The organism is Streptococcus sp. 20925_1_44 (genome assembly GCF_041432435.1).
Taxonomy (GTDB): Bacteria; Bacillota; Bacilli; order Lactobacillales; family Streptococcaceae; genus Streptococcus; species Streptococcus infantis.
In genome coordinates, this window is record NZ_JAPVZQ010000001.1 from 410,696 (window position 1) to 433,379 (window position 22,684).

The following is a 22,684-nucleotide window of genomic DNA, read 5'->3' on the forward strand; positions in this document are numbered from 1 at the left end:
ATAAATATGGAGAGAGTTTATGTTATCTTGGATTTCAAAAATGATTAAAGGAATTGTTATTGCGCTAGGATTTATCTTGCCTGGTATTTCTGGTGGAGTCTTGGCAGCTATTTTGGGTATCTATGAGAGAATGATTCGTTTTCTTGCCCATCCATTTAAAAACCTAAAAGAAGATATTCTTTATTTCTTACCTGTTGCTATCGGTATGTTACTAGGTATTGGGCTATTTTCTTATCCAATTGAGTACTTACTAGAGCATTATCAAGTTTATGTTTTATGGAGTTTTGCGGGTGCTATTATTGGTACAGTCCCTAGTCTTGTAAAAGAGGCTACTCAAGATTCTGAAAGAGACAAAGTCGATCTTATCTGGTTTTGGGTGACCTTTATTGTTTCTGGAATCGGTCTTTACGCTTTAAACTTTGTGGTTGGTTCACTCAACGCAAGTTTCACAAGTTTTATCCTAGCAGGTGCTCTTCTTGCTCTAGGTATTTTAGTTCCAGGATTAAGCCCCTCAAATCTTCTCTTGATTTTAGGTCTCTATACCCCAATGTTAACTGGATTTAAAACTTTTGATTTATTTGGTACCTTCCTTCCGATAGGAATTGGAGCTGCTGCTACTCTTATTATTTTTTCAAAATTGATGGACTACGCTCTTCGAGAGTATCACTCTCGTGTTTATCATTTCATCATTGCAATCGTTCTTTCAAGTACACTCTTGATATTGATTCCAAATGCGGGGAATGCTGAAAGCATTAACTACAGTGGTTTATCTCTTGTGTCTTATGTGATTGTTGCCTTCTTTTTTGCTCTTGGCATTTGGTTAGGTATCTGGATGAGTCAGTTGGAGGATAAATACAAATAATGGCTAAGAAAGTTAAAGTTAAAAAAACCTTAGTAGAGCAAATTTTGACTAAGGCAGGTGTTGACCATCAAGGTATTCAAATCAATGCTTTAGAAGGAGAACTTCCTTCTGGTTATGATAGAAATCATATCTTTAAGACCTTAGCATTATTGGGTGATAAGACTGGTCCGGTAATAGGAATTGTTCCTATCACCGAACACCTTTCTGAAAAGAAATTAGCAAAGATTTCTGGGAATAAAAAAGTTGCCATGATTCCTCAAAAGGATTTAGAAAAAACGACTGGATATATCCATGGAGCTAATAACCCTGTAGGTATCCGTCAAAAACACAACTACCCTATTTTTATTGATGAAACAGCTTTAGAATTGGAAGAATTGATTGTCTCTGCTGGCGAGGTCGGACACAGTATCATCATCGCACCTAAAGATCTGGCAAACTATGTAAAAGCCAACTTTGTAGACATCTTGGAGGAAAGTAACTCATGAAACTTTACTTTGTCCGCCATGGTCAAACAGTCTGGAATCTAGAAGGTCGTTTTCAAGGCGCTGGTGGAGATTCCCCTCTTCTCCCTGAATCTATTGAAACTTTAAAAGACCTGGGCCAGTATCTTAAAGATATCCCTTTTGACAAGATTTATTCTAGTGATTTACCAAGAGCGGTAAAATCAGCTGAGATTATCCAAAGTCAACTGACAAATCCATGTCCCTTAGAAAGTGTTCCCGAACTCAGAGAATGGCACCTCGGTAAACTGGAAGGTCTAAAAATTGCGACTTTAAATGCTATCTACCCTCAGCAAATTCAAGCCTTTAAAACAAACTTAGCTAAGTTTGATACTCGCATGTTCGAAGCTGAATCACTCTACACTACAACTCAGCGCACTATCCAATTTATCAAATTCTTAAAAAACTCTAAGGCAGAGCACCTATTACTAGTTGGTCATGGAGCAAACCTTACTGCAAGTCTTCGCACGCTGATAGGCTATCAGGAAGCTCTGCTTCGTAAAGACGGAGGTTTGGCTAATGCAAGTCTAACAATTATAGAAACTGATGACTTTGAAACATTTACTCTAAAGACTTGGAACGATACTTCTTATCAAAAAATATAGAACTTGATATTAACAATCAAGTTCTTTTCAGTTTTTATAGAATATCCGTGAATTTCTTGACTATTTATGATAAAATGGAGTATCGTGAAAAATTAATTTATTATTTCAAATTTCGATTAAAATTAGGAGGAACTCATGTCAACAGAACACATGGAAGAACTAAATGACCAGCAGATCGTTCGCCGCGAAAAAATGGCTGCGCTCCGTGAACAAGGAATTGATCCTTTCGGTAAACGTTTTGAACGTACTGCCAACTCTCAAGAACTAAAAGATAAATTTGCTGATCTTGATAAAGAACAACTACACGAACTAAACGAAACTGCTACTATCGCTGGACGTTTAGTGACAAAACGTGGAAAAGGGAAAGTTGGTTTTGCTCACCTTCAAGACCGTGAAGGTCAAATCCAAATCTACGTTCGTAAAGATGAAGTTGGTGAAGAAAACTACGAAATCTTCAAAAAGGCTGACCTAGGAGACTTCCTTGGGGTCGAAGGTGAAGTTATGCGTACTGATATGGGAGAGCTCTCTATTAAGGCTACACACATCACTCACTTGTCTAAAGCCCTTCGTCCGCTTCCAGAAAAATTCCACGGTTTAACAGACGTTGAAACTATTTACCGTAAACGTTACCTTGATTTGATTTCAAACCGTGAAAGTTTTGAACGCTTTGTTACTCGCTCAAAAATCATCTCTGAAATTCGTCGTTATCTTGATCAAAAAGGTTTCCTAGAAGTTGAAACACCTGTTCTTCACAATGAAGCTGGTGGTGCTGCTGCTCGTCCATTTATCACTCACCACAATGCACAAAACATTGACATGGTGCTTCGTATCGCGACTGAGCTTCACTTGAAACGACTTATCGTCGGTGGTATGGAACGTGTGTATGAGATTGGTCGTATCTTCCGTAACGAAGGAATGGACGCTACACACAATCCTGAGTTCACTTCTATCGAGGTTTACCAAGCTTATGCAGACTTCCAAGATATCATGGACTTGACTGAAGGTATTATCCAACACGTTGCTAGAGCCGTTAAAGGCGACAGTCCAGTTATCTATCAAGGAACTGAAATCAAGATTAACGAACCATTTAAACGTGTACACATGGTTGACGCTATCAAGGAAATTACAGGTGTCGATTTCTGGCAAGACATGACTTTCGAAGAAGCTAAAGCTATTGCTGCTGACAAGAAAGTTCCAGTTGAGAAACACTATACTGAAGTAGGTCACATTATCAATGCTTTCTTTGAAGAATTTGTTGAAGAAACATTGATTCAACCAACCTTTGTCTATGGACATCCAGTAGCAGTATCTCCACTTGCTAAGAAGAACCCTGAAGACGAACGCTTTACTGACCGTTTTGAACTCTTCATCATGACTAAAGAATACGGAAATGCCTTTACTGAGTTGAACGATCCAATCGATCAGCTTAGCCGATTTGAAGCCCAAGCTAAAGCAAAAGAACTTGGTGATGATGAAGCGACTGGTATTGACTATGACTACATTGAAGCCCTTGAATATGGTATGCCACCAACAGGTGGTTTGGGAATCGGTATCGACCGTCTCTGCATGCTACTCACTGATACTACTACTATCCGTGACGTACTTCTTTTCCCAACTATGAAATAAAAACTAAACTCCTAGATGATTTCTAGGAGTTTTTTGTAGTTAAAAAGACAACCTTATCTAAGAGGTTGTCTTTTGTGTTTGAATTAGAATAATCCAAGAACAGTTCCATCGCTTTCAACATCCATGTTGAGAGCGGCAGGACGTTTTGGAAGTCCAGGCATAGTCATGACATCACCAGTTAAGGCAACGATGAAGCCTGCACCAAGTTTTGGTACCAATTCACGAATGGTAATTTCAAAGTTTTCAGGTGCTCCAAGTACATTTGGATTATCTGAGAAACTGTACTGTGTCTTAGCCATACAGATTGGTAATTTGTCCCATCCGTTTTGAACGATTTGAGCGATTTGTGTTTGAGCTTTCTTTTCGAAGTTTACTTTGCTACCACGGTAGATTTCAGTAACAATCTTTTCGATTTTTTCTTGAACAGAAAGGTCGTTGTCATAGAGACGTGTGTAGTTTGCTGGGTTTTCGTCGATTGTTTTTACGAGAGTTTCAGCTAGAGCAACTCCTCCTTCAGCACCATCAGCCCATACGCTAGCTAATTCGACTGGTACATCGATTGAAGCACACAGTTCTTTCAAAGCTGCGATTTCAGCTTCTGTATCAGAAACAAATTCATTGATAGCAACAACCGCTGGAATACCGAACTTACGGATATTCTCAACGTGGCGTTTCAAGTTTGCAAATCCAGCACGTACTGCTTCTACATTTTCTTCTGTCAGAGCATCTTTAGCAACTCCACCATTCATTTTAAGGGCACGAAGAGTCGCCACAATGACTACTGCACTTGGAGCTGTTGGCAAGTTTGGAGTCTTGATATCCAGGAACTTCTCTGCACCAAGGTCTGCACCAAAACCAGCTTCTGTTACAGTATAATCAGCTAAACGAAGAGCTGTTTTTGTCGCCAAAACAGAGTTACAACCATGGGCAATATTGGCAAATGGGCCACCGTGTACGAATGCAGGTGTACCATAGATTGTTTGAACCAAGTTGGGTTTAATAGCATCTTTCAAAATCAATGCCAAGGCACCTTCAACCTGTAAATCACCAACTGAAACTGGTGTGCGATCATAACGGTAGCCGATAACGATATTAGCCAAACGACGTTTCAAATCTTCAATATCAGTTGCCAAGCAAAGGATAGCCATGATCTCTGAAGCCACGGTAATATCAAATCCATCTTCACGTGGAATACCATTAAGCGGGCCACCAAGACCAACAGTTACATGGCGAAGAGCACGGTCATTCAAGTCAACAACACGTTTCCAGAGAATACGACGTTGATCGATTCCTAGCTCATTTCCTTGGTGTAAGTGATTGTCAATCAAGGCAGAGAGAGCATTGTTTGCAGTTGTGATTGCGTGCATATCACCAGTAAAGTGAAGGTTAATGTCTTCCATTGGTAACACTTGGGCATAACCACCCCCAGCAGCTCCACCTTTAATACCCATAACAGGGCCAAGTGAAGGTTCGCGGATTGCAATCATAGTTTTCTTACCAATATTGTTCAAAGCATCAGCAAGACCAATTGTAATGGTTGATTTTCCTTCACCTGCTGGCGTTGGGTTGATAGCTGTAACAAGAATCAACTTACCAACTGGATTGGTTTCAACTTCACGAATTTTATCAAAGCTTAGTTTAGCCTTGTACTTTCCATACAACTCCAAATCATCGTATGAAATACCGAGTTTCTCAACAACATCAACGATCGGTTTTAACTCAATACTCTGTGCAATTTCAATATCTGTTTTCATAAAAAAACTCCTCTAGCCTCTAATGTGTTAATTCATTATATCATAAAACAAGATTTTTAACAGTCATTATGATTAGTAACGTTCGTAAATATCGCTAAATAACAGACTTTCTTTATCTCTATTTAATTTTTTATATGCCTTTATAGATTTTAACTATGGATTAACATCCTATTTTCGGCCCTTGTTACATCGCTTTCATTTTACTTAATGCTCATTTTTTTGTACAATAGTTCTATGAAAATTTTAGTTACTTCTGGTGGTACAAGTGAAAAAATAGATCGAGTTCGTTCTATTACCAATCACTCCTCCGGTAAACTTGGAAAAATTATCACCGAAACTCTTTTAAAGGCTGGTCATGAAGTTTGTTTGATTACCACTCTTCAAGCAGTTAAGCCAGTTAATCATCCAAACTTGACCATCATCGAAATTAAAAATACTGCTGATTTGCTGCAAGTCATGAAAGATAAGGTTACGGATTACCAGGTCTTAATCCATTCTATGGCTGTATCAGATTACACTCCTGTCTATATGGCTGGTTTTGATGAGGTTGAAGCTAGTCAAAATTTAACAGAGTTTTTAGATAAGAAAAATCAGGAAACAAAAATCTCATCTAAGGAAGACGTTCAGGTTCTATTTCTCAAGAAGAATCCAAAAATCATATCTCTTGTTAAAGAATGGAATCCTAAAATTCACCTGATTGGATTTAAATTACTGGTTGATGTCAGCCAGGAACATCTGATTCAAATTGCGAGGGAAAGTCTTGAAAAGAACCAAGCTGATTTAATCGTCGCAAACGACCTTACTCAGATTAGTAGCGAGCAACATAAGGCTTACTTAGTTGAAAAACATTCTTTCCAAACTGCTATGAGTAAACATGAAATTGCTGATTTACTCATAGAGAAAATCAAAAGTTATGACTAAAAGAAAGGAATTTTATGGCCCGTATTACACTCGCTATTACAGGATCTATTGCTGCATACAAGACAGTTGACCTAGTTAGTTCTTTAAAAAAACAGGGGCATTCTGTTACTGTTCTTATGACTCAGTCAGCAACAGAATTCATTCAGCCATTAACTTTACAAGTACTATCACAAAATACTGTACATCTCGATGTCATGCACGAACCTTTTCCAGATCAAGTGAATCACATTCAAATAGGAAAAGAAACAGATTTATTTATCGTAGTTCCTGCGACAGCCAATACAATCGCTAAATTAGCTCACGGTTTTGCTGACAATATGGTGACTGCTACTGCTCTTGCTTTGCCACACTTTGTACCCAAACTATTGGCTCCAGCTATGAACACAAAGATGTATGACCACCCTGCTACCCAAGCTAATCTAAAAACTTTAGAAGATTATGGTTATACTATTATTTCTCCCAAAGATTCTCTACTGGCCTGTGGGGATACAGGTCGTGGTGCTCTCGCTGATCTCAAAACTATTTTACAAGAAATAAAGGATAAAATTCATGAACAAACGCTCTAATATTGCTCCAATCGCTATCTTTTTTGCTATTATGATTGTTATTCATTTACTAAGCTCAATTTTATTTAATGTACTTCCCTTTCCAATCAAACCAACTATCGTTCACATTCCAGTAATTATTGCAAGTATTATCTACGGACCAAGAATCGGTGCAACTTTAGGTTTTCTGATGGGAATGCTTAGCTTAACGGTTAATACTCTCACTATCCTGCCAACAAGCTATCTCTTCTCACCATTTGTACCAAATGGTAACTTCTATTCAGTTGTGATCGCAATTGTTCCTCGTATCTTAATCGGTTTGACACCTTATTTCGTCTATAAACTACTAAAGGGTCGAGCTGGACTCATCTTTGCAGGTGCACTTGGCTCACTCACGAATACAGTTTTTGTCTTAGGTGGTATCTTCTTTCTCTTTGGTAATGTTTTTGATGGAAATATTCAAAAACTATTAGCGACTGTTATCTCAACAAATTCAATCGCAGAATTAATTATCTCAGCCCTCTTAACTCTCGTCATTGTTCCGAGACTTGAAAAAATTAAACAATAAAAACTGTATCAATAGATACAGTTTTTTATTTCTATTACTGAGCTAAACGAGCTTCTTCTAAAATCTTCTCAATCTTTGTTGTCAGTAAATCAATAGCTACAGTATTGGTTACACCTTCAGGTATCACAATATCAGCATAACGCTTTGTTGGCTCGATAAACTGATGATACATAGGTTTTACGACGCCAAGATACTGATCAATGACGCTATCCAAACTACGACCACGTTCTTCCATATCGCGTTTAATACGACGGATGATACGAACATCATCATCAGTGTCCACAAAAATCTTGATATCCATCAAATCACGAAGACGTTTGTCTTCTAAAACCAAAATTCCTTCTACAATAAAGACGTCTTGAGGTTCTTGACGATAGGTTTTCGAGCTTCTAGTATGCGCAGCATAATCATAGGTAGGAATATCAACAGGACGCCCTGCCAACAATTCCTTAATTTGCGCAATCATCAAGTCAGTATCAAAAGCAAAAGGATGGTCATAATTAGTCTTAATACGCTCCTCAAAGGTTAAATGAGATTGATCTTTATAGTAGGAATCATGCTCAATCATGGCAATTTTTTCGTTGGGAAAATGCGATAAAATTGCTTTAGAAACACTGGTTTTTCCTCCACCAGATCCCCCTGTTACTCCGATAATGATTGGTCTGTTTTGCATAGTTGCCTCCGTATTTTTCCTTTGTCTATTTTACCATATTTTTAGAAAAATTTACAGGTGGACTTTTGAAATCATCGTACAAAAAACCTTGTAGTTTAGTTCTACAAGGTTTTAATGTTTTTAATCAAAGTTAACGTATTCTTTTGAAAGTTCAAGAACTTCTTCCATTGTTGAACATTCAGTAAGAGCACGGTTAGCGTATTCTTGCATCTTAGCTGTGTCAAGTTTCTTCATCAAGCTACGTGTACGAAGTACTGAAGTAGCTGACATTGAGAACTCATCCAAGCCCATTCCGACAAGAAGTGGAACAGCAGTTTGGTCACCAGCCATCTCACCACACATACCAGCCCATTTACCTTCAGCGTGAGCTGCTTTGATAACATTGTTGATCAAGCGAAGGATTGATGGATTGTATGGTTGGTAAAGGTATGAAACTTGTTCGTTCATACGGTCAGCAGCCATTGTGTATTGGATCAAGTCGTTTGTACCGATTGAGAAGAAATCAACTTCTTTGGCAAATTGGTCTGCAAGCATAGCTGCAGCAGGAATTTCAATCATGATACCAACTTGGATATCATCTGCAACTGCGACACCTTCAGCAAGCAATTTAGCCTTTTCTTCTTCAAGGATACCTTTAGCAGTACGGAACTCTTTCAACAAAGCAACCATTGGGAACATGATACGCAATTTACCGTGAACAGATGCACGAAGCAATGCACGCAATTGCGTACGGAACATTTGGTTACCAGTTTCTGAGATAGAGATACGCAAAGCACGGTAGCCCAAGAATGGGTTCATTTCTTTAGGAAGATCGAAGTAAGGAAGTTCTTTATCCCCACCGATATCCATTGTACGAACGACAACAGGTTTACCGTTCATACCTTCAAGAACTGCTTTGTAAGCTTCGTATTGGTCGTCTTCCGTTGGGAAATCTTGAGAATCCATGTACAAGAATTCTGTACGGTAGAGACCAACAGCTTCAGCACCATTTTCGTTCACACCTTCAACATCTTTAGGTGTACCGATATTAGCTGCCAACTCAAAGTGTTTACCATCTGCAGTAACAGTTTTAGCATCTTTCAAAAGAGCCCATTCAGCTTTTTGTTTAGCGTAAGCTTCACCAGCTGCTTTGAATTCTGCAATTTGTTCTTCAGTTGGGTTGATAACGACTTCACCTGAAATACCTGAAACAGCCAAAACGTCACCATCTTTTACAAGTTCAGTGATGTTGTTTGTACCCAATACAGCAGCAATTTCAAGTGTACGAGCCATGATAGCTGAGTGACTTGTACGTCCACCAATGTTTGTTACAAAAGCTTTTACAAAGTTTTTGTCCAATTGAGCAGTATCAGACGGAGTCAAGTCATGTGCGATCACAATCACTTCTTCATTGATTGAAGCTGGGTTTGGCAGTTTCTTGCCAAGAAGATTTGCCAAAACACGTTTGGTAACGTCGCGAATATCCGCTGCACGTTCCTGCATGTATGGGTTGTCTTCCATGCCTTCAAAGATTGTGATAAACATGTCTGTAACTTCTTTTAGACCTGCTTCTGCATTTACTTTCTTAGCACGAATTGTTTCTTTAATCTGACCGATCAATTCAGGGTCAGCAAGAACCATCAAGTGAGCGTCAAATACTTGCGCCGCTTCTTCACCAAGCGTACCTACAGCCTTCTCGCGGATAAGAGAAAGCTCGTTTTGAGAAGCTTCAAGAGCAACATCCAAACGAGCCTCTTCTGCATTTGTATCTTCGACTGTAATAGTCTCGAATGATAAATCCGGTTGAACGAGTAGATATGCTTTAGCAACTGCAACACCATCAGATGCTGCGATTCCTTTAAGCATTTCTGTCATATCCTTATGCCAATCCTTCTTTTTCCATTGTTTCTGAGATAGCAGCGATAGCGTCATCAGCGTCTGCACCTTCAGCAGCGATTGTAACGTCAGCACCTTGACCAACACCAAGGCTCATAACACCCATGATAGATTTAAGGTTAACTGATTTACCTTTGTACTCAAGAGTAATATCTGAAGCAAATTTGCTAGCAGTTTGTACCAACAATGTTGCTGGACGTGCGTGAATACCTGTTTCTGCCACTACGTGGAAATCTTTAGAAGCCATAATTTGACTCTCCTTTAAATGTTTTCTTTTTGAGTTATATCTGATAACCCTTACAATTTGATATTATATCACCTTCTAGGATTTTTTTCAAGTATTTTATGGGATTTCTTCTTTTTCCTTTCAGATAACTTGCTGAAAATCTTCTATTTTATGTATCAAAATACATCATGTAGTTTTTTATAATTTTAACATTTAGAAAACGCTGTTATTTATGGGTTTTATTTTTTACAATCACTATATATTGTGTTTAGACAACTATCATCTAAAAAAAATCTACAATATTTAGTTTTTCTTCGTTGACAAAGATTTTTTTTCTGATATACTTAAGAAGTAATTAAATTTTGAAAGAGGAGTTACAGAATGGTAACCGTTTATTCTAAAAACAATTGTGTTCAATGTAAAATGACCAAACGATTCTTAGATAGTAACAAAATTGCATATCGCGAAATCAATCTTGATGAACAACCTGAATTTATTGAACAAGTTAAAGAGCTAGGCTTCAACGCTGCTCCTATCATTCAAACACCAACTGAAGTTTTCTCTGGTTTCCAACCAGCAAAACTTAAAGAACTTGCTTAAGTATCAGGATTAAAAGCTTCTATGTCAATCTTAGAAGCCTTTCTTTTGTAATGAATTAAAGGAAATTTTATGGGATTAAAACAACTTGAGGATGTAACATACTTCCGTCTAAATAATGAAATCAACCGTCCTGTTAATGGACAAATCATGCTCCACAAAGATAAAGAAGCCTTGGACGCTTTCTTTAAAGAAAATGTTGTGCCAAATTCTATGGTTTTTGATTCTATCACTGATAAAATCGATTACCTTATTAAACAAGACTATATCGAAACAGCGTTTATCAAGAAATATCGTCCAGAATTCTTAGAAGAGCTTTACCAATTTATTAAGGATCAAAACTTCCAATTCAAGTCTTTCATGGCAGCATACAAGTTTTACAATCAATATGCCTTGAAAACTAATGACGGAGAGTACTATCTTGAGAGCATGGAAGACCGTGTCTTCTTTAACGCTCTTTACTTTGCTGATTGTGACGAAGCTATCGCAATTGATATTGCCAATGAAATCATCCACCAGCGTTACCAGCCTGCTACACCTTCTTTCTTGAATGCGGGCCGTGCACGTCGTGGTGAATTGGTATCCTGTTTCTTGATTCAGGTAACAGATGATATGAACTCTATTGGACGTTCTATCAACTCAGCTCTTCAACTTTCACGTATCGGTGGTGGTGTCGGAATTTCCCTCAGCAACCTTCGTGAAGCTGGAGCACCTATCAAAGGGTATGAAGGTGCTGCTTCTGGTGTCGTACCAGTTATGAAGCTTTTCGAAGACAGCTTCTCTTACTCTAACCAATTGGGTCAACGTCAAGGGGCTGGGGTTGTTTACCTTAACGTCTTCCACCCAGACATTATTGCTTTCCTTTCTACTAAGAAAGAAAATGCTGATGAAAAAGTTCGTGTCAAGACTCTTTCACTTGGTGTTGTGGTACCAGATAAATTCTACGAATTAGCACGTAAGAACGAGGAAATGTACCTCTTCAGTCCTTATTCTGTTGAAAAAGAGTATGGTGTACCTTTTAACTACATCGATATCACAGAAAAATACGATGAATTGGTGGCAAATCCAAACATCCGTAAGACAAAAATTAAGGCCCGTGATTTGGAAACAGAAATTTCTAAATTGCAACAAGAATCTGGCTATCCTTACGTAGTAAATATTGATACAGCTAACCGCGCAAACCCTGTCGATGGTAAGATTATCATGAGTAACTTGTGTTCAGAAATTCTTCAAGTCCAAGAGCCAAGTCTTATCAACGATGCGCAAGAATTCCTTCAAATGGGTACTGATGTTTCATGTAACCTTGGTTCAACAAACGTTGTAAATATGATGACATCACCTGACTTTGGACGTTCTATTCGTGCAATGGTTCGCGCTTTGACCTTTGTAACAGATAGCTCTCACATCGTTGCTGTTCCAACTATTGACCACGGAAATAGCCAAGCTCATACATTTGGACTTGGTGCCATGGGGCTTCACAGCTATCTTGCTCAGCAATTAATCGAATATGGATCTCCTGAGTCTGTTGAATTTACAAGCATCTACTTTATGCTTTTGAATTACTGGACTTTGGTAGAATCAAACAATATTGCGCGTGAACGTGGCATTACCTTCCACAACTTTGAGAAGTCAGACTATGCAAATGGTACTTATTTCGATAAGTATACGTCTGGTCAATTTGTTCCAAAATCTGATCGTGTTAAAGAACTCTTTGAAGGAATCTTTATCCCGTCTGCAGCTGATTGGGCTGAACTTCGTGATAAAGTTAAAGCAGATGGACTTTACCACCAAAACCGTCTTGCTGTAGCGCCGAATGGTTCTATCAGCTACATCAATGACGTGTCTGCTTCTATCCACCCAATTACTCAACGTATTGAAGAACGTCAAGAGAAGAAAATTGGTAAGATTTACTATCCTGCTGCAGGATTATCAACTGAAACTATTCCTTACTACACTTCTGCCTATGACATGGATATGCGTAAAGTTATCGATGTCTATGCTGCTGCAACTGAGCACGTAGACCAAGGGCTTTCACTCACTCTCTTCATGCGTAGTGATATCCCAACAGGTCTTTATGAATGGAAGAAAGAGAACAAACAAACAACACGTGACCTATCTATCCTTCGTAACTACGCCTTTAACAAGGGCATTAAGTCTATCTACTACGTTCGTACCTACACAGATGACGGCGGTGAAGTTGGTGCTAACCAATGTGAAAGCTGTGTGATTTAAAATCTCACTAAAATCTTGTTTACAAAGATAAGGTAACATCAAAAAGTCGGACTACCGACTTTTTGTGCGGTAACCCAATCATACAAGGCTAGAACATTCATCACTATTTTAATAAAATCAAAAGAAAGAGATTTGTAATGGAAACTTACTACAAAGCCATTAACTGGAATGCCATCGAAGATGTCATCGATAAATCAACCTGGGAAAAACTAACCGAGCAATTTTGGTTGGATACACGTATTCCCTTATCTAATGACTTAGATGACTGGAGAAAGTTATCAAATCAAGAAAAAGACTTGGTAGGAAAAGTCTTTGGCGGTTTGACACTTTTGGATACCATGCAGTCTGAAACAGGGGTAAATGCTCTTCGCGCTGATATTCGTACTCCTCACGAAGAAGCTGTTTTTAACAATATCCAATTTATGGAATCTGTCCACGCTAAATCTTATTCTTCTATTTTCTCAACCTTGAATACCAAGACTGAGATTGAAGAAATCTTTGAATGGACTGATACAAACCCATATCTTCAGAAAAAAGCACAAATCATCAATGAGATTTACCTTAACGGAACACCACTTGAAAAGAAAGTGGCTAGTGTATTCCTTGAAACCTTCCTCTTCTACTCTGGTTTCTTCACTCCACTCTACTATCTAGGAAATAACAAGTTGGCAAACGTTGCTGAAATCATCAAACTCATCATTCGGGACGAGTCAGTTCATGGAACATATATTGGTTATAAATTCCAACTTGGTTTCAACGAATTACCAGAAGAAGAGCAAGAAAAGTTAAAAGACTGGATGTACGACCTGCTCTACACACTTTATGAAAATGAAGAAGGTTATACAGAGAGTTTATATGATGGTGTTGGTTGGACTGAAGAGGTTAAAACTTTCCTTCGTTACAACGCCAATAAAGCTCTTATGAACCTAGGACAAGATCCTCTCTTCCCTGACTCAGCCGACGATGTAAACCCAATCGTTATGAACGGGATTTCTACTGGTACATCCAACCACGACTTCTTCTCTCAAGTTGGTAATGGTTATCTACTTGGCGAAGTTGAAGCTATGCAGGATGATGATTATAACTACGGATTAGACTAATAAAAAAATATAAAAACATCTGAGTTAAAAACAAACACAGATGTTTTTTGTTTTTGTTTATTATTGTTTTATTTAAGTTGCTTAGATGTTTAAAATGTGATAAAATGATATTGAAAATGGGGGTGATTCAATGCTAAAACAAGAAAAACTAGATGTGATTTTAGAGATTGTCAATACAAGAGGAACTATCACAGTCAAAGAAATAATGAATCGTTTAGATATTTCTGACATGACTGCTCGACGTTATCTGCAAGAGTTAGCTGACAAGGATCTACTTGTTCGAGTGCATGGAGGCGCTGAAAAACTTCGTTCTGGTTCTCTATTAGCAAATGAACGCTCGAATATCGAAAAACAAGGTCTTCAGATAGCTGAAAAACAAGAAATCGCAAAATTTGCTGGTCATTTAGTCGAAGAAAGAGAAACGATTTTTATCGGTCCAGGTACTACTCTTGAGTTCTTTGCGCGTGAACTTCCGATAGATAATATTCGTGTAGTAACAAATAGCCTTCCTGTTTTCATTATCTTGAATGAACGAAAACTGACTGATTTAATTTTGATTGGTGGAAATTATCGAGAAATCACTGGTGCCTTTGTCGGAACCTTAACGCTCCAAGATATCGAAAGTCTTCAATTCTCTAAAGCTTTTGTTAGTTGCAATGGTATAAAAGATCATGCTATCGCTACTTTTAGCGAAGATGAAGGCGAAGTCCAAAAGCTAGCATTAAATAATGCTAATAAAAAGATTCTTCTTGCTGACCACAGTAAATTTAATAAGTTTGATTTTTACACTTTCTATAATATCGCTGATATTGATACGATTATTTCAGATTCAAAACTTAACCAAGAAACCCTAAAAACTTTGTCCAAACAAACAAAGATTATTAAATCGACACCTTAAAAAGTCTCACCATTGGTGAGACTTTTTTTATCGTTACATCTACTCAATAAGGCCAGTTTCAGCTAATTTCTTGTACCAATGTGCAGATTTCTTAGGATAGCGTTCTTGTGTATCAAAATCAACGTAGAAGAGTCCGTAACGTTTTTCATAACCATTAGACCATGAGAAGACGTCCATCAATGACCAGATGAAGTATCCTTTGACGTTTGCACCATCGGCAATCGCATCAGACAATACTTCCAAATGTTGTTTCACATAATCGATACGGCCATCATCGTAAACAGTGTTGTCCACAAATTCATCTTTGTATCCAAGTCCGTTTTCAGTGATGTAGATCTTCTTGTAGTTTGGATAATCTTTTTTGACACGCATGATTTGATCATACAGCCCTTGAGGATAAATAATCCAGTCCCAGTCAGTACGAGGTACATAGTCAGGAGCTACACGACGACCAACACCTTTGATTTGGTATTTAGAGCTTCCTTTCTCCCCTTTACCATTGTGGATGATTTCAGTTTCACCATCAAAGGCTTCCATCCAGTCACTCATGTAGTAGTTAATTCCAAGGAAGTCGTTCAAATCTTTAGCTGCTTCAAGCGCTGCAAAGTCTTCGTCACGAAGATCCAAGCTACCACCATTAACTGAAAGAATGTGATTTACACCTTCCATGGTTGCATCTGAATAGTGTCCGAGGTAGGTTGCATCTAGAATAAACTTGTTATGGATGATATCTTCCAATTCAGCCGCTCGAACATCGGCAGGGTTCTTAGGATCTAATGGATATTTAGTTGGTAACGCGTGAACGACACCAATTTCGCCTTTATATCCTTTATCTTTATATAATTTCACAGCACGTGCATGAGAAACCATCATATTGTGGTGTGATTGGAAAACTTTGGCAAGGTCATACTGAATCCCTGGAGGGAATTTTCCTACTAAGTATTGACCATCTCCGATTGGGCCAATTTCATTGAAGGTTGTCCAGTAGTTGACTTCTGGGAATTCTTCAAAACAGAAGGCTGCATAATCAACGAAATGGTCCATATTCTCACGATTTAAGAAGTCCCCATTTGAGTGAAGGGCTTCTGGTGTATCAAAGTGATGGAGGGTTACAAAAGGCTCCACATGGCGTTTGTGGCATTCCGCAAATAGATTGTGGTAGAATTCAACCCCTTTCTGATTGACTTCACCATAACCAGTTGGGAAAATACGTGACCAAGCGATTGAAATACGAATACCATTGACGCCATATTCTTCAGCCAACTGTAAGTCTACTGGATATTTATGGTAGAAATCACTTGCTGGTTCTGCTGTATACCAATAGTTATCAGCTAAGTATTTGTCCCAAGCAACTGGTCCTTTTCCGTCAGTATGGGTAGCTCCTTCTGCTTGATAGGCAGCAGTTGCCCCACCAAAAATAAAATCTTTAGGAAGTGTTTTTGTCATTTTTTCACCTATTTCTTGATTTGATAAAATGAAAAGTGAGGGGAGAGGAGTTAGTGAGCCATCCATCTCCATCTCACTTTTTAGTTCTTATTCTTCAAATTGCGCCTGAACGAATGCGAGAGCACCTTTTCCATCACGTGTTAACTTGATGTACTGTGCACCTTCTGTCTTAGCAAGTTTGATACCTAATTTGTCAGTTTCAGCTTTCATATCTTCGAAGTTGGAAGCAACCTGAGGCGCCAAGATAACAAGGTCAAATTCTGGCAACATTTCACGGTGGGCTCCATAACCACCTGCTGCAGCTTTAACTGGAACTTTATACTCTTCTGCGGCTTTATTCAAAGCATTGGCAAGAAGACCACTTGTTCCTCCACCCGCACAAAGAACGAGGACGTTTGTTTCTTCAGTAATTGTATTTTGTGCTGAATCTACTCCAGCTTTTTCAAGAATAGCATCTGCTTTTGCAGTGTTAAAGTTTGCAGCTACTTTTTCTTTTAATTCATCATTAGCTTTACCTGAACGTTCTTCTTCAAGAATTTGTTCATCATAAACCTTGAGGAATGGATAGTAGATAACAATATCTACTACAATTAACAATGCTGCAAGAGCGAATGATAAGAACTGGAAGTTTGTACCAAGAACAATACCAAGAGGTCCTGGTGTAGTCCATGGAAGGTTGGCAGTAAATGAGTTCATGCCAAGTGTTTCAATAAAGAACTTAAAGATCCATACGTTTGCAATTGGTGCAAAGATGAATGGGATAAAGAAGATTGGGTTCAAAACAAGCGGTGCACCAAACAAGATTGGTTCGTTTACACCGAAGAATGTAGGAACTACTGAAGCGCGTCCAATAGCACGATTTCGTTTTGATTTACACAACCACATAAACATGAATGGAACCACAAGAGTTGCACCAGTACCACCCATAGTGACGATAAACATTTGTGTACCAGATGTAAGGATCTTATCAGCGTGCATACCTTGTTGAAGGAGGTTCAAGTTGACTTCGGCATTTGCATAAGTGATCGCTGCAATCGCAGGCTCAACGATAGATGGGCCGTGAATACCAATAAACCAGAAGAATGCAAAGGCACCGAAAATAATCGTAATACCAACATAACCGTCTGCTGCTGAGAATAGAGGCGCAAAGAATTTACCGATTGATTCTGCTACGCTTGCACCAACAAAATGACGAGCAAGTAAGTCAAGACCGTAAAGGGAAACGACAGAAAGCGTAAATGGAATAACATCTTTAAAGACCTGTGAGATATTTGGTGGAACTTCATCAGGCATTCGAATAGTAACATTATTCTTCACACAAACCTTATAGATTGCTACAGTCACAAAGGCTGCTAGAAAAGCTGAAAGCAAACCTTTTGTTCCGAGGAAACCTGTTGCAAAGCCCCCTTCAATTGGGTCAGCTGCCAACATCAATAACCCAACAATAGCAGCTAATAGAGTTGACATATAGTTGATTTGGTTGGTTTTTTCCATGCTACGGTTAACAGAGTCTGTTAATGATTTAGCAGTTGTACCAGCAACCAAAAGTGCGAGAATACCCATTGAATAGCTATAAGGTTTCATCAAAAGCGCTACAACATCATCAGACCATACAAATCCCCATGAATTAGGCACAAAGGCAATCAAGATAAAAATACTTGAGAATAGAATGACTGGCATCCCAGCGATAAATCCATCACGAATAGCACGAAGATAGATATTTCGAGATAGTTTTTCAAAGAAAGGCTTTCCTTTCTCGATATAGGCAATTAACTTATTCATTATTTAGCTCCTCTTTTATAAAGTTCAATTAAATGATGCATCAAATCTTTTAGCAAGATTGTTGTCATCAGGTGATCTTGGCCATGCATCATGGTCACGCTATAGGCTAAATCTTCACCTGAAGCTTCCTTAGTCAATAGACTTGTTTGCGCGTGATGGGCTTCAGCAATACAGCTACCAGCTTCCTCTACCAGAGCGTCCGCTTTTGCAAAATCACCAGCTTCAGCAGCCTTCAAGGCTTTCAATAGTTTTGAACGAGCATCGCCAGCATAGGCAACAATCTCAAAACCTAACAATGTTACTTCTTCTCTATTCATGATAGATTTCTCCTTATATAATTTTTGTAAATATTATGACAATAAACGTTGAATATGTAGAACAAGGTAAACTCGTTCACTCTTATAAAGGTCAACACCCGTTTCCTGTGCAATAACTTCATAAATTTTACTACCAATCTCGAATGCTTCTGGATAGGTGTTTTTTATATGTTCTTCCATATCGAGCAAGGATTGATTATCATCGCGACTACGATCAAGGTAATCCAAGAAATAATTTAGATGAATCATAAAACGATCGTAGAAATTATTATTTTCTTGGGTTCTTTGAATGTTATAGCTCCTGAGAAGACTCTCAACCTTCTTTATGATTTCCTTTCTCTTATCAATAGCTTCTGGAACTTCTACCTCATTCTCACCCTCGGCATTAATAAAGTGGTAGGCTATTCTTTTTATTTCATCTTTTGGTAAATTACCAGATAGTTTACTATTATAGATTTCAAAAGACTCTTGAGCTATTTGAAAAGCAATAGGATACTCCTTTGAAATATCAGGTAAATTACTATCCTTATAACGCCCTTGTCTAATCGCTTGATAAGAACAATAGATATGGTCTGTTAAGGTTACGTAGAGGTACTCTTGAACAGGATATTGGTATTTTTTTGAAAGATTATCAATAATTTCATAAGTAACGGTAATAAAGTCTAACGGAACATCCTTGAGTAAAGTCATAAAATTTTCTCGAGATTCTTCAGTCTTCATCCGAAAGACTTTTTCGACTTGATTTTCGGAAATCAAATCGCCTTTCTTCTTACCAAACGAAATACCCTTACCGACTACGATCAACTCCTCTCCCTTGCTATTCCGCACAAGAGAAACATTGTTATTCATTGGATTTAATATCCGATACATGTCGACCTCCTTGTTCTCTCATTTAAGAGCTAGAGCATAAAAAATGACCACAAATGACCCTGAAAATAAATTTCTGAGTCATCTGTGATCATGCCTAATATTACTTAGTAACACTCACTCTTATTAACTTGTGACTTAAGTATAGCACAAGTTTTTAAATTTGTAAACCTTTACATACAACTTTTTTTAATATTAGTAGATTTAAAAGACAGATATAGGGAGTTTATACACGTTCAGTCCATGAAGTTGCTGTTGTTTTAAGAACTTTGTTTAGTTCATCAATGTTCTCAAAACCAGTTGTACGAAGCCATTCGCGAGCAGCTGCTTCACCGTCTTTGATATAAGCTTCAACTGATCCAGCCCATGTTGCACGTCCGCAAAGAACACCATTGAAGTTTGCGCCTGATTCGTGGGCAAATACAAGAGTTTCTTGGAAGAGCTTAGCTGATACACCTGCACTCAAGTAGATGTATGGCAAGTTAGTAGCTTCGTCTTGAGCTTTAAAGAAGTCTGCTGCTTCTTCACGTGTATGAACGATTTCGCCATCGCCAAATCCTTCAACGTATTTCACGTTAACTGGAACTTCCACTTTCAAGACATCGATGTTAAAGCGTGGGTCTGAGAAGACCTTCATAGCACCGATAACCTTGCGTGGTTTTACTTTAGCGTATTCTGCAGAACCTGCGTCCGCAATCTTTTCATCGTAAGCCAAGATTTCAAGGAAGAATGGAATATCTTCAGCTACACACTCAGAACCAATACGTTCAATGTAGGCTTGTTTTTGTTGGTTGAGTTTGTCAGAGCTATCTACGTCATAGTAAAGCAAGAATTTAACGGCATCTGCACCTTGTTCTTTGATACGTTTTGCAGACCAAACGTCCAAGCAGTCTGGCAAGCGTTTTGTACTTGTTGTATCGTATCCAGTTTTCTCATAAGCAAGGAGAAGACCAGCATTTGGATCAAGAGCTTTTGTAGCTGGAAGTCCGTACTCAGGGTCAAGTAGCATAGATGAAGCATATTTAGTCAATTCATCTGCTACCAATACTTTAAGTTCTTCCATTTGAGCAACTGTCGGCTCTTCTGTTTGGTATTGAGCCATGAGGCGTTTCAAAGCACCACGTTGGTCAAAGGCGAGAGCTGAGATGATACCATTCTCATCAGAGAGTTTTTGCATACAAGCGCGTTTATTTTCTGTTAAAACCATTTTATACCTCTTTTACAATTAATTGGTCGTATAGACCTTGATAGTTGGCCAAATTGACATGACCGGTCATTTTTTCTTGAGCATTAAGCATCCCAAGGACATTTGCCTTGATCAACAGTTCTTGATCCGTTTCTTTATGGAAAAGCCCTGAAGCAATACCTGCCACTGTAGAATCGCCAGAACCGACTGGATTTACTACTTGAATTCTTGGAATATCTACTTTGTAGAAAGTGTTACCGTGTTTAGCGAATGCTCCATTAGCACCTAAGGAAACGATAATCCACTCGATTCCATCAAATAGTGGTTCTTGAAGGACTTCTTTTAATTCATCCAAGTCTTTAGAAATTTCTCTTCCTAAAAGTTGAGATAATTCTTCATTATTTGGTTTGATAACTGTTGGCTTATGTGGAGATTCAAGAACCACTTGAAGTGCAGCGCCTGAACAGTCCAAGACAACAGGTTTACCAGCTTGGTTAGCAAGTTCAACCAGACTAGCATAATAATCCACTGGAAGTCCTGCAGGTAGACTACCTGAAATGGCCACTACCTCTACAGTTTCTAAAAGTTCTTTGAAATGAGCCAAGAAATCTTGACCTTCTTTTTCTTGAACTTCAGGACCTTTTTCTAGGATTTCTGTTTGGTTTTCTCCATGTAGAATTGCGATACAGTTACGGGTTTCACCTTGAATAGAGAAGAAACGTTTGCTTACTTTATCATCAATATTCTCTACTAAAAAATCACCAAGTTTACCACCGACAAGTCCTGTTGCGACTACGGAGTCACCAAATTCTGATAGGACACGAGTAACGTTAAGACCTTTACCACCGGCCGTCTTAGTTACATCTACAACACGGTTGACAGTGTCAATTTTCAATTCATCCAAAGGATAGGAAATATCAATGGATGGGTTCATTGTGACTGTTAAAATCATAAGTCACCTCTTAGTCGTGGTATTCACCACGATCCCATTTTTCAAGGAACTCTGTAAAGAAGTTGGCATCAGTTTGATGATCGTTATGAGTTTCAACGTGTTGGATTTTAGCGATCAATTTTTTGTTTTCTTCTGATGGTTTGTATTCAGCGTTGATGAAAGCTTCAATGATATCACACATGAGCAATTCACCAGTGATTTTACCACCAAATCCGATTACGTTGGCATTCAATTGTTCTTTAGCATAAAGAGCTGTTGTCATGTCACGAACTAATGCTGAACGAACACCAGGAACCTTGTTAACAGCATTATTGATACCTACACCAGTACCACAGATACATACACCAAGATCAGCTTGGCCACTAACTACTGCTTCACCAACTTTTTTACCAAAGATTGGATAGTGGGTACGAGCGTGGTCATAAGTACCAAAGTCGATAACTTCATGTCCTTTTGATTTCAAAAATTCTGAAACAGCCATTTTTTCATTTGTTACGATGTGGTCACATCCGATTGCAATTCTCATTAGTTATTCCCTCCGATTAATTGTATAAATCTAATATCATTTATCCTAACTCAAGAAAAATCAAGATTAGCTTAGGAAGCGAGCTGCGAGCATAACTGAGGTTAGCTAAAGTGAGCTGACGACAGATTATCTTGATTTTTGAAGAGTATTAGCACATTTTGTTCAACATGTCGACCCTGATTTGGTGACGACCGCCGTCGTATTTACCATTTACAAAGCCTTTAGCAATGTTTTTAGCTAATTCATCACCAACAAGTTGAGCCCCCATCGTAATCATACGTGAGTTGTTGTGACCGCGAGTCATATAAGCTGAACGTTCATCAGAAACTTCTGCAGCAACCATTCCTTTGATTTTAGTAGCAACCATAAATGGACCTGCACCATAAGCATCAATGACGATACCAAGGTTCTGTTCTTCTTTCTTGACTTCTTCCGCAACTGCTAGAGTCACATCAACAAAGTCTTGACCTTCTGCTGTAACATCCACTACGTGGAAGTTTTCTTTTTCCAAGAAGTCTTTTACAACTTCTTTCAATCTTAAACCTGCAGCATCTGCACCAATAACAATAGCCATATTGTATACTCCTTTTTTATAATAGACCAGTAAAACTTTTTGATTCTAGCCT

23 protein-coding genes are annotated in these 22,684 nt (G+C 38.4%); 11 read left to right on the plus strand and 12 right to left on the minus strand.

Annotation, left to right across the window (positions count from 1 at the left end; genetic code table 11):
- The first annotated feature begins 19 nt into the window (after positions 1-19).
- The 4 genes from O3643_RS01910 (at position 20) to lysS (ending at position 3,593) form a co-directional block, all read left to right on the plus strand.
- The gene (locus O3643_RS01910) at positions 20-862 is read left to right on the plus strand and encodes a DUF368 domain-containing protein (RefSeq protein WP_074324115.1); all 843 of its coding nucleotides are present in this window, start codon (positions 20-22) and stop codon (positions 860-862) included.
- Complete coding sequence (locus O3643_RS01915) at positions 862-1,347, plus strand: aminoacyl-tRNA deacylase (protein ID WP_074324116.1); 486 nt, start codon at positions 862-864, stop codon at positions 1,345-1,347. The genes O3643_RS01910 and O3643_RS01915 overlap by 1 nt, the downstream gene beginning before the upstream one ends.
- The gene (locus O3643_RS01920) at positions 1,344-1,967 is read left to right on the plus strand and encodes a histidine phosphatase family protein (RefSeq protein ID WP_074324117.1); all 624 of its coding nucleotides are present in this window, start codon (positions 1,344-1,346) and stop codon (positions 1,965-1,967) included. Before O3643_RS01915 ends, O3643_RS01920 begins: the two co-directional genes overlap by 4 nt.
- Positions 1,968-2,102: 135 nt before the next feature.
- Positions 2,103-3,593, plus strand: a complete 1,491-nt coding sequence (gene lysS / locus O3643_RS01925; RefSeq protein ID WP_371499462.1) for a lysine--tRNA ligase — start codon at positions 2,103-2,105, stop codon at positions 3,591-3,593.
- An 83-nt stretch (positions 3,594-3,676) separates the two neighbouring features.
- Here lysS and O3643_RS01930 read toward each other — a convergent pair whose 3' ends face one another.
- Positions 3,677-5,347, minus strand: coding sequence for a formate--tetrahydrofolate ligase (locus O3643_RS01930; RefSeq protein WP_371499464.1), 1,671 nt, complete (start codon positions 5,345-5,347; stop codon positions 3,677-3,679).
- 234 nt (positions 5,348-5,581) lie between these two features.
- Here O3643_RS01930 and coaB point away from each other — a divergent pair, with 234 nt between their 5' ends.
- Genes coaB through O3643_RS01945 form a run of 3 tightly spaced genes read left to right on the plus strand, consistent with a single transcriptional unit; the run spans position 5,582 to position 7,381 of the window.
- A complete protein-coding gene (coaB, locus tag O3643_RS01935; RefSeq protein ID WP_371499466.1) occupies positions 5,582-6,268 on the plus strand; it encodes a phosphopantothenate--cysteine ligase in 687 nt (228 codons plus the stop codon).
- Positions 6,269-6,282: 14 nt separating this feature from the next.
- Positions 6,283-6,834 carry a phosphopantothenoylcysteine decarboxylase gene (coaC, locus tag O3643_RS01940; protein ID WP_223338509.1) on the plus strand — a complete coding sequence of 184 codons (552 nt, stop codon included), beginning with the start codon at positions 6,283-6,285 and terminating at the stop codon, positions 6,832-6,834.
- The gene (locus tag O3643_RS01945) at positions 6,818-7,381 is read left to right on the plus strand and encodes an ECF transporter S component (protein WP_049496359.1); all 564 of its coding nucleotides are present in this window, start codon (positions 6,818-6,820) and stop codon (positions 7,379-7,381) included. Before coaC ends, O3643_RS01945 begins: the two co-directional genes overlap by 17 nt.
- A gap of 34 nt (positions 7,382-7,415) precedes the next feature.
- On the opposite strand, the gene udk is transcribed toward O3643_RS01945, so the two are convergent.
- From udk to O3643_RS01960, 3 genes are all read right to left on the minus strand, one after another.
- Positions 7,416-8,054 (minus strand): uridine kinase, encoded by a 639-nt coding sequence (gene udk, locus O3643_RS01950; protein WP_004253618.1) that lies wholly within the window; start codon positions 8,052-8,054, stop codon positions 7,416-7,418.
- A gap of 120 nt (positions 8,055-8,174) precedes the next feature.
- On the minus strand, positions 8,175-9,908 hold the full coding sequence (ptsP, locus tag O3643_RS01955) for a phosphoenolpyruvate--protein phosphotransferase (protein WP_225750492.1): 1,734 nt from the start codon (positions 9,906-9,908) through the stop codon (positions 8,175-8,177).
- A gap of 4 nt (positions 9,909-9,912) precedes the next feature.
- Complete coding sequence (locus O3643_RS01960) at positions 9,913-10,176, minus strand: phosphocarrier protein HPr (protein ID WP_371499469.1); 264 nt, start codon at positions 10,174-10,176, stop codon at positions 9,913-9,915.
- Positions 10,177-10,536: 360 nt separating this feature from the next.
- Between O3643_RS01960 and nrdH the strand changes: the two genes are divergently transcribed.
- The 4 genes from nrdH to O3643_RS01980 all read left to right on the plus strand — a co-directional run bounded on the left by nrdH (position 10,537) and on the right by O3643_RS01980 (position 14,982).
- Positions 10,537-10,755, plus strand: a complete 219-nt coding sequence (gene nrdH / locus O3643_RS01965) for a glutaredoxin-like protein NrdH (RefSeq protein WP_036757515.1) — start codon at positions 10,537-10,539, stop codon at positions 10,753-10,755.
- A 69-nt stretch (positions 10,756-10,824) separates the two neighbouring features.
- Positions 10,825-12,984 carry a class 1b ribonucleoside-diphosphate reductase subunit alpha gene (nrdE, locus tag O3643_RS01970; protein WP_371499471.1) on the plus strand — a complete coding sequence of 720 codons (2,160 nt, stop codon included), beginning with the start codon at positions 10,825-10,827 and terminating at the stop codon, positions 12,982-12,984.
- Positions 12,985-13,121: 137 nt separating this feature from the next.
- Positions 13,122-14,084, plus strand: coding sequence for a class 1b ribonucleoside-diphosphate reductase subunit beta (gene nrdF, locus O3643_RS01975; RefSeq protein WP_006148574.1), 963 nt, complete (start codon positions 13,122-13,124; stop codon positions 14,082-14,084).
- Between the two features lie 130 nt (positions 14,085-14,214).
- Entirely contained in the window at positions 14,215-14,982 is a 768-nt protein-coding gene (locus O3643_RS01980; RefSeq protein WP_371499473.1) for a DeoR/GlpR family DNA-binding transcription regulator, read from the plus strand.
- Positions 14,983-15,021: 39 nt separating this feature from the next.
- Here O3643_RS01980 and lacG read toward each other — a convergent pair whose 3' ends face one another.
- The 8 genes from lacG to lacA all read right to left on the minus strand — a co-directional run bounded on the left by lacG (position 15,022) and on the right by lacA (position 22,632).
- Positions 15,022-16,428: a 6-phospho-beta-galactosidase gene (gene lacG / locus O3643_RS01985; RefSeq protein ID WP_371499475.1), complete on the minus strand. Its 1,407-nt coding sequence runs from the start codon at positions 16,426-16,428 to the stop codon at positions 15,022-15,024.
- A gap of 87 nt (positions 16,429-16,515) precedes the next feature.
- Positions 16,516-18,210 (minus strand): lactose-specific PTS transporter subunit EIIC, encoded by a 1,695-nt coding sequence (locus O3643_RS01990; RefSeq protein WP_371499477.1) that lies wholly within the window; start codon positions 18,208-18,210, stop codon positions 16,516-16,518.
- Positions 18,210-18,527: a PTS lactose/cellobiose transporter subunit IIA gene (locus tag O3643_RS01995; RefSeq protein WP_371499479.1), complete on the minus strand. Its 318-nt coding sequence runs from the start codon at positions 18,525-18,527 to the stop codon at positions 18,210-18,212. The genes O3643_RS01990 and O3643_RS01995 overlap by 1 nt, the downstream gene beginning before the upstream one ends.
- A gap of 33 nt (positions 18,528-18,560) precedes the next feature.
- Complete coding sequence (locus tag O3643_RS02000) at positions 18,561-19,397, minus strand: PRD domain-containing protein (RefSeq protein WP_371499481.1); 837 nt, start codon at positions 19,395-19,397, stop codon at positions 18,561-18,563.
- 223 nt (positions 19,398-19,620) lie between these two features.
- Positions 19,621-20,601, minus strand: a complete 981-nt coding sequence (gene lacD, locus O3643_RS02005; RefSeq protein ID WP_314943691.1) for a tagatose-bisphosphate aldolase — start codon at positions 20,599-20,601, stop codon at positions 19,621-19,623.
- A gap of 1 nt (position 20,602) precedes the next feature.
- Positions 20,603-21,532: a tagatose-6-phosphate kinase gene (locus tag O3643_RS02010; protein WP_371499483.1), complete on the minus strand. Its 930-nt coding sequence runs from the start codon at positions 21,530-21,532 to the stop codon at positions 20,603-20,605.
- A gap of 10 nt (positions 21,533-21,542) precedes the next feature.
- A complete protein-coding gene (gene lacB / locus O3643_RS02015) occupies positions 21,543-22,058 on the minus strand; it encodes a galactose-6-phosphate isomerase subunit LacB (RefSeq protein WP_001216925.1) in 516 nt (171 codons plus the stop codon).
- A 148-nt stretch (positions 22,059-22,206) separates the two neighbouring features.
- Complete coding sequence (lacA, locus tag O3643_RS02020) at positions 22,207-22,632, minus strand: galactose-6-phosphate isomerase subunit LacA (protein WP_006148584.1); 426 nt, start codon at positions 22,630-22,632, stop codon at positions 22,207-22,209.
- Positions 22,633-22,684 lie beyond the last annotated feature (52 nt).

Bases quoted from the DNA above. Each gene is read 5' to 3' on its own strand.
- O3643_RS01910 (WP_074324115.1), top strand. From the start codon at position 20: ATGTTATCTTGGATTTCAAAAATGATTAAAGGAATTGTTATTGCGCTA.
- O3643_RS01915 (WP_074324116.1), top strand. From the start codon at position 862: ATGGCTAAGAAAGTTAAAGTTAAAAAAACCTTAGTAGAGCAAATTTTG.
- O3643_RS01920 (WP_074324117.1), top strand. From the start codon at position 1,344: ATGAAACTTTACTTTGTCCGCCATGGTCAAACAGTCTGGAATCTAGAA.
- lysS (WP_371499462.1), top strand. From the start codon at position 2,103: ATGTCAACAGAACACATGGAAGAACTAAATGACCAGCAGATCGTTCGC.
- O3643_RS01930 (WP_371499464.1), bottom strand. From the start codon at position 5,347: ATGAAAACAGATATTGAAATTGCACAGAGTATTGAGTTAAAACCGATC.
- coaB (WP_371499466.1), top strand. From the start codon at position 5,582: ATGAAAATTTTAGTTACTTCTGGTGGTACAAGTGAAAAAATAGATCGA.
- coaC (WP_223338509.1), top strand. From the start codon at position 6,283: ATGGCCCGTATTACACTCGCTATTACAGGATCTATTGCTGCATACAAG.
- O3643_RS01945 (WP_049496359.1), top strand. From the start codon at position 6,818: ATGAACAAACGCTCTAATATTGCTCCAATCGCTATCTTTTTTGCTATT.
- udk (WP_004253618.1), bottom strand. From the start codon at position 8,054: ATGCAAAACAGACCAATCATTATCGGAGTAACAGGGGGATCTGGTGGA.
- ptsP (WP_225750492.1), bottom strand. From the start codon at position 9,908: ATGACAGAAATGCTTAAAGGAATCGCAGCATCTGATGGTGTTGCAGTT.
- O3643_RS01960 (WP_371499469.1), bottom strand. From the start codon at position 10,176: ATGGCTTCTAAAGATTTCCACGTAGTGGCAGAAACAGGTATTCACGCA.
- nrdH (WP_036757515.1), top strand. From the start codon at position 10,537: ATGGTAACCGTTTATTCTAAAAACAATTGTGTTCAATGTAAAATGACC.
- nrdE (WP_371499471.1), top strand. From the start codon at position 10,825: ATGGGATTAAAACAACTTGAGGATGTAACATACTTCCGTCTAAATAAT.
- nrdF (WP_006148574.1), top strand. From the start codon at position 13,122: ATGGAAACTTACTACAAAGCCATTAACTGGAATGCCATCGAAGATGTC.
- O3643_RS01980 (WP_371499473.1), top strand. From the start codon at position 14,215: ATGCTAAAACAAGAAAAACTAGATGTGATTTTAGAGATTGTCAATACA.
- lacG (WP_371499475.1), bottom strand. From the start codon at position 16,428: ATGACAAAAACACTTCCTAAAGATTTTATTTTTGGTGGGGCAACTGCT.
- O3643_RS01990 (WP_371499477.1), bottom strand. From the start codon at position 18,210: ATGAATAAGTTAATTGCCTATATCGAGAAAGGAAAGCCTTTCTTTGAA.
- O3643_RS01995 (WP_371499479.1), bottom strand. From the start codon at position 18,527: ATGAATAGAGAAGAAGTAACATTGTTAGGTTTTGAGATTGTTGCCTAT.
- O3643_RS02000 (WP_371499481.1), bottom strand. From the start codon at position 19,397: ATGTATCGGATATTAAATCCAATGAATAACAATGTTTCTCTTGTGCGG.
- lacD (WP_314943691.1), bottom strand. From the start codon at position 20,601: ATGGTTTTAACAGAAAATAAACGCGCTTGTATGCAAAAACTCTCTGAT.
- O3643_RS02010 (WP_371499483.1), bottom strand. From the start codon at position 21,532: ATGATTTTAACAGTCACAATGAACCCATCCATTGATATTTCCTATCCT.
- lacB (WP_001216925.1), bottom strand. From the start codon at position 22,058: ATGAGAATTGCAATCGGATGTGACCACATCGTAACAAATGAAAAAATG.
- lacA (WP_006148584.1), bottom strand. From the start codon at position 22,632: ATGGCTATTGTTATTGGTGCAGATGCTGCAGGTTTAAGATTGAAAGAA.